The following is a 6,376-nucleotide window of genomic DNA, read 5'->3' as shown; positions in this document are numbered from 1 at the left end:
GGACCACCTGGGCCAGCTCCCGGTGGCAGATGTCGCTGTGGGCGCCCGCCGGGGCGCCGCCGCGCCGCACCACCGCGGACGCGTCGATGTTCACGCATCCCGAAGCGGGCAGTTTCGCCCGCAGCGCGTCGGCGAGCGTGAACGCCTTCGTGCCGGACACCGCCTGCACCCCGTCGTGGCCCAACGCCCCCCACCTGGCGCCGAGAAGCCGCGGGAGAGAGGGCAGGGAGAGGTCGGCCGCCGCCCGGTCGTCGCCCGCCGTCCGGGAGGCCAGCGGATAGATCGTGCCGAGCGCCGAGTCGAACCGGGAGAAGCAGCAGACCAGCGGCCCGTCGATACGGTCCTGCTGGCCGTGCAGCACACCGCTGACCCGTACGTCGTGCGGGAGCCGCCCCGAGAACGCGTAGTGCGAGAAGGCCGCCTGGAGCAGCGTCACCGACTTCACGGTCCGCACCCCCTTGGGCAGCCCGCGCAGCGCGAACGACACCAGGCGCCCGCCGAAGCTGTGCCCCACGAGATGCACCCGCACCCCGGGCGCCGTCTGGGCGAGCCGTCCGACCAGCCGCCCGAGCCCGCGCTCGCCGACCGAGCCCGCGCGTCGCTTCATCGCGAAGTACGTGGCCTGGCGCAGCAGTTCGTGTGCCCCGTCCCAGGCGCGCGCGAGCCGGGGCGCGGCCTGCGCCCGCTCGCTGCCGGGCCCGGCGCCGCCCTCGTCGTCCGCCAGGGCCCGCGCGAACTCACGGCAGGTCCGCGCGGTGTCAGCGAGGAACATCCGCGGATCGTCCGGAGCCCCAGGAGGGGATCCGGGCGGGGACGCGGGCGAGGGCCCGGGCGGGGCCCCCGAATCCGTCAGCGTGTCCGCGGCGAACGCGGCGCCCGGCGCCTCCGGGCGCAGCTCGACGAGCAGGCGCACCAGCCGCCCGTACTCCTCCAATGCGGCCTCGCCCTCCGGCTGCTGGTCGAGCATCCGGGCGATCTGGTCGATCAGGGTGGCCCGGCCGGGAAAGGCCGTCAGCAGGGCGCCGCGGGTGCCCTTGTCGAGCGCCGGGCCCGCGGGCACCGCGGTGAGGCTCCGCGCGAAGTCGGGGACCGTCTCGTCCGTGAAGCGCATCGACGGCCACAGCACGCCCACGTACCCGAGGCGGGCGTTGGGCGCGAGGGCGGGGAGCGGTTCGAAGAAGCGGCTGTAGAGCCGGGTCGCCATCGCACGGTCGTTGTTCCAGCCGTGCGCGAACACGATCAGGTCCTTGACACCCCGGTCCACCACTTCCCGGAGCAGCCGGTCGCGCTGCCGCGCGTCCACATCGCCGTCCGCGTCGAACGTCAGCTCCCAGTAGGGAGTCACGCCCACTTCAGGATCCGCCATGACAAGCCCCCTTCGGCCTCCGCAACCCGTGCGATGTGCACGTAATCGTCCCGCCGACCGGGAGAGTTGGCCAGGGGCCACGTCCAGTCTGACCAGCCCGAACTCATGTCTCGGCGGATGATCCAGAACGGATGGTCCAGGATAGGGGATCCGGTGCGGGTGGGGTGCCACGGCCGAACGGGGACGGGCGCCGGGCGCCGGGCGCTCCAGGGGTACGGCCTCAGCGGTACGGGCCCAGCGGTACGGCCTCAGCGGTACAGGAGGTACTCCTTGCGTACGCTCCGGAACGCGGCCAGTTCGTCCTGCCAGCCCGCCACGACCTCGTCGGCCGTCGCGCCCGCGTCGATCATCGTGCGCACCAGCGCGGAGCCCGTCAGCTTGTCGATCCAGTTGTCCGGCCGCCAGGCGAACCCGCTCCACACCTGCCTGGCGGTCACCAGCAGCGCGATCCCGGTGCGTACCGGGTCGTACGCGGCGCGGTCATGGACGTGCAGCTGCACCCCGCCGACCGTCCTGCCCTGGAACTTCGAGAACGTGGGAGCGAAGTAGGCCTCCCTGAAGTGCACACCCGGCAGCCCGAGTTGTTCCGCCTCGGCCGCCCACCGCCGGTCGATGCCCTCCGCGCCGAGCAGCTCGAACGGGCGGGTCGTACCGCGCCCCTCCGACAGGTTCGTCCCCTCGAAGAGACAGGTGCCCGAGTACACGAGAGCGGTGTCGGGCGTCGGCATGTTCGGGCTCGGCGGCACCCAGGGCAGCCCCGAGGCGTCGTAGAAGTCAGACCGCCGCCAGCCCGACATCAGGACGGTCTCCAGGGGCACCGGCTCCGCAAGGAACTCCGTGTTGAACAGCCGGGCCAGCTCCGCGACGGTCATCCCGTGCGCCTGAGAGATCGGCTCCCGGCCGACGAACGTCGCGAACTCCTTGTGCAGCACGGGCCCGTAGGCGCCACGGCCCGTCACCGGGTTGGGCCGGTCCAGCACCACGAACCGCTTGCCCGCGATCCTGGCCGCGTCCATGCAGTCGTACAGCGTCCAGATGTACGTGTAGAAGCGCGCGCCCGCGTCCTGGATGTCGAAGACGACCGTGTCCACCCCGGAGGCCGTGAAGACGTCGGCCAGCGGCTGCCCGCTCTTGAGGTACGTGTCGTAGACCGGGAGGCCGGTCGCCGGGTCGTCGTAGCGGCCCTCGGAGCCGCCGGCCTGCGCGGTGCCGCGGAAGCCGTGCTCCGGGCCGAAGACGGCGACGAGGTTGACGCGGTCGTCGGCGTGCATCACGTCCACGATGTGACGGGCGTCCTTGGTGACGCCCGTCGGGTTGGTGACGATGCCTGTGCGGTCGCCTTCCAGGACGGAGTAGCCGTCTGCGGCGAGGCGGTCGAAGCCGGTGCGGAAACGGCGGGCGGCCGTTTTTCCGGCGGGGGCCGCGCCGGTCGCGGCCGTGGCCGGCGTTCCCGTGGAGATCGCTGCCGCGGTCGTGGTGGCGGCGAGGAGACTTCGTCTGGACAGGCGGTGCATGGGGCCTCCGTGGGGGGCGGAAGGGGTGCACTGGCATGTGCACGGTATGGCTTCCGCCGGTTGTTCGTAAGCTGCGGCGCCGTTGTGGCCGGTCGCGCAGTTCCCCGCGCCCCTTGGGGGCTGCGCCCCCTGAAAGACAAAAGACTGCGCAGTTCCCCGCGGCCCTTCTGGGGCTGTGCCCCCTCAAGGCAAAAGACTGCGCTGTTCCCCGCGCCCCTTACGGGGCCCTTCCTGCGGGCATACCGACCGGTTAGTCTGGTGGCAGCGGAGCATTGATGTCGTCGTGTCGAAGGAGACCGATGGTGGAAGCCATGCAGGATGCCGGAGTCGTCGTCACCGGGGCCGGCGGGGGGATCGGGGCCGCGCTCGCCCGGCGGTTCGCCGCCGCGGGGGCCCGGGTCGTGGTCAACGACCTGGACGCGGTGAAGGCCGCGGCCGTCGCCGAGGAGATCGGCGGGATCGCGGTCCCCGGCGACGCCTCCACGATCGTGGCCGACGCCCGGGACGCCCTCGGCGGCACCGTCGACGTCTACTGCGCCAACGCCGGACTGCCCTCGGGCGGCACGGAGGCGGCCCCCGCGCGGGTCTGGGAGCTCGCCTGGGACGTGAACGTGATGGCGCACGTCCGTGCGGCCGAGGAGCTGCTCCCGGCCTGGCTGGAGCGCGGCAGCGGCCGTTTCGTCTCCACCGTCTCGGCGGCCGGACTGCTCACCATGATCGGCGCGGCCCCGTACAGCGTCACCAAGCACGGCGCGTACGCCTTCGCCGAGTGGCTGTCCCTCACGTACCGCCACCGCGGTCTGAAGGTGCACGCGATCTGTCCGCAGGGCGTGCGCACCGACATGCTCGCGGGCACCGGCAGCGCCGGGGACCTCGTCCTGCTGCCCACCGCCATCGAGCCCGAGGCCGTCGCGGACGCCCTCTTCGCGGGGATCGAGGAGGACCGCTTCCTGATCCTTCCGCACCCCGAGGTCGCCGAGTACTACCGGGCGCGCGCCGCCGATCCCGAGCGCTGGCTGACGAACATGAACCACATCCAGCAGAAGTGGGAGGCCGACGGCCGATGAGCACGACCTCCCTGTACGCGGCCCAGCCCTGGGTCGCCCTCCTGAACGAGGCGCAGCGCGCACCCGTCAGCCCCGACGACTCGCCCGTGCACGCCCTGCGCAGGGCCGTCGCCGAGACGCCCGAGCGCACCTTCCTCACCTACTTCGACGGGCGGCTCAGCTACCGCGAGGTCGACGAGCTGAGCGACTCGGTCGCCGGACACCTCGCCGAACGCGGTCTGGAGCGCGGCGACCGGGTGGCCGTCCTGCTGCAGAACAGCCCGCTCTTCGTGCTCGCCGTCCTCGGCGCCTGGAAGGCCGGCGCGACGGTCCTGCCCGTCAACCCCATGTACAAGTCCGGCGAGGTGACCCACGTCCTGCGGGACGGCGAGGTCGCGGCGCTGATCTGCGCCGACCGGGCCTGGGAGTCGTATCTGCGCGACACGGCCGCCGACTCGCCCGTACGCATCGTGCTGACCGGCTGCGAACTGGACTTCCAGACGCGGGACGACGCGCGCGTGCTGACCTTCGAGCGGCTGCCGCAGGCGGCGGACGCCGACGACCTGACGACCGTCGCGAAGGCCGGCCACAAGGCACCGTCCGACCGCGACCCGGGCCCGGCGGACATCGCGCTCATCAGCTACACCTCGGGGACGAGCGGTGCTCCCAAGGGGGCCACCAACACGCACGGCAACGTCATGTACAACGCCGAGCGCCAGCGCACGGGCCTGGCCCTGCCCGAGGCGCCCGTGTACTTCGCGATGGCTCCGCTGTTCCACATCACCGGGATGGTCTGCCAGTTCCTCGCGTGCCTCAACAGCGGGGGCACGCTCGTCCTCGCGTACCGCTTCGAGTCGGGTGTCGTCCTCGACGCGTTCGCCGAGCACCGGCCGCACTACACGGTCGGCCCGTCGACGGCCTTCATGGCGCTGGCCGCGCACCCGTCCGTGACGCCGGACCACTTCTCCTCCTTCGTGAACATCTCGTCCGGCGGCGCCCCGCTGCCGCCCGCGCTCGTCGAGAAGTTCCGGGCGGGCCTCGGCCCGTACATCCGCAACGGCTACGGACTCACCGAGTGCACCGCGCCCTGCGCCTCCGTGCCGCCCCACCTGGAGGCGCCCGTCGACCCCGCCTCCGGGACGCTCGCCGTCGGCCTGCCGGGTCCGGACACGGTCGTACGCATCGTCGACGACCACGGCCAGGAGGTGCCGTTCGGGGAACAGGGCGAGATCCTCGTACGCGGCCCGCAGGTCGTGCCGGGCTACTGGCGGCGCCCCGAGGCCACCGCGGAGACCTTCCCCGACGGGGAACTGCGCACCGGCGACATCGGTTTCGTCGACACGGACGGCTGGCTGTACGTGGTCGACCGCAAGAAGGACATGATCAACGCGTCCGGCTTCAAGGTGTGGCCGCGCGAGGTCGAGGACGTCCTCTACACCCATCCGGCCGTGCGCGAGGCGGCTGTCGTCGGGGTGCCCGACGGGTATCGCGGGGAGACCGTCAAGGCGTACATCAGCCTGCGGCCGGGGGCGGCGGAGGACCCGGCCGTACTCGCCGCGTACTGCAAGGAGAGACTGGCCGCCTACAAGTATCCGCGGCAGGTGGAGATCCTGCCCGACCTGCCGAAGACGGCCAGTGGGAAGATCCTCCGGAGGGAACTGCGCTCCCGTCCGCACGACGGCGCGTAGACAAACGCGGACGTACAGGGCGGGGCGCAACCGGAACGCCTTGAACGGCCTCTACAACGTGAACAACACAAAGAACACTGGAAGGCAGGTGGCGGCAGTGCCCAGGACGACGGACGGGGACGGCACGCCCGTTCCCAGGCGGCTGCTGGCCGCCGCCACCCGGCTCTTCGCCGAGCGCGGCTACGACCGCACGTCGGTCCAGGAGATCGTCGAGGCGGCCGGTGTCACCAAGGGTGCGCTGTACCACTACTTCGGCTCCAAGGACGACCTGCTCCACGAGGTGTACGCGCGCGTGCTGCGGGTGCAGCAGGAGCGGCTCGACTCCTTCGCGGACGCCGACGCGCCCGTGGAGGAGCGGCTGCGGGGCGCCGCCGCCGACGTCGTCGTCACCACGATCGACAACCTCGACGACGCGTCGATCTTCTTCCGCTCGATGCACCACCTGAGCCCGGAGAAGAACAAGCAGGTACGGGCCGAGCGGCGGCGGTACCACGAGCGGTTCCGCGCGCTGATCGAGGAGGGCCAGGAGGCGGGGGTCTTCTCGAAGAAGACCCCGGCGGACCTGGTGGTCGACTACCACTTCGGCTCGGTCCACCACCTGTCCACGTGGTACCGCCCCGACGGTCCGCTCACCCAGCAGGAGGTGGCGGACCACCTGGCGGACCTCCTCCTGCGGGCACTCCGCCCGTAGGAGGCTGCCCGCGGGCGGGTCGGGGCGGACGCCAAAGACTGCGCAGTTCCCCGCGCCCCTAGGTCCCTAGG

Annotated in this window: 5 protein-coding genes; 3 read left to right on the top strand and 2 right to left on the bottom strand. The window is 72.1% G+C overall.

Features of this window, described 5'->3' with window-relative positions:
* Both ACFWGJ_RS40485 and ACFWGJ_RS40480 read right to left on the bottom strand, forming a co-directional pair.
* Window positions 1-1,366, bottom strand: a 1,366-nt coding sequence (locus ACFWGJ_RS40485) for a hypothetical protein (protein WP_387333961.1), incomplete at its 3' end; no start/stop codon positions are given.
* Between the two features lie 248 nt (window positions 1,367-1,614).
* Window positions 1,615-2,880 carry an exo-beta-N-acetylmuramidase NamZ domain-containing protein gene (locus ACFWGJ_RS40480; protein WP_387333960.1) on the bottom strand — a complete coding sequence of 422 codons (1,266 nt, stop codon included), beginning with the start codon at window positions 2,878-2,880 and terminating at the stop codon, window positions 1,615-1,617.
* Window positions 2,881-3,179: 299 nt separating this feature from the next.
* Between ACFWGJ_RS40480 and ACFWGJ_RS40475 the strand changes: the two genes are divergently transcribed.
* From ACFWGJ_RS40475 to ACFWGJ_RS40465, 3 genes are all read left to right on the top strand, one after another.
* Window positions 3,180-3,947 carry an SDR family NAD(P)-dependent oxidoreductase gene (locus ACFWGJ_RS40475; RefSeq protein ID WP_387333959.1) on the top strand — a complete coding sequence of 256 codons (768 nt, stop codon included), beginning with the start codon at window positions 3,180-3,182 and terminating at the stop codon, window positions 3,945-3,947.
* Entirely contained in the window at window positions 3,944-5,614 is a 1,671-nt protein-coding gene (locus tag ACFWGJ_RS40470) for a class I adenylate-forming enzyme family protein (RefSeq protein WP_387333958.1), read from the top strand. The genes ACFWGJ_RS40475 and ACFWGJ_RS40470 overlap by 4 nt, the downstream gene beginning before the upstream one ends.
* 97 nt (window positions 5,615-5,711) lie before the next feature.
* Window positions 5,712-6,305, top strand: coding sequence for a TetR/AcrR family transcriptional regulator (locus ACFWGJ_RS40465; RefSeq protein ID WP_107021099.1), 594 nt, complete (start codon window positions 5,712-5,714; stop codon window positions 6,303-6,305).
* The last annotated feature ends 71 nt before the right edge of the window (window positions 6,306-6,376 follow it).

The organism is Streptomyces sp. NPDC060205 (genome assembly GCF_042728395.1).
Taxonomy (GTDB): Bacteria; Actinomycetota; Actinomycetes; order Streptomycetales; family Streptomycetaceae; genus Streptomyces.
Note: the sequence above shows the minus strand (reverse complement) of the source record. Positions and strands in the feature narration are given on the sequence as shown.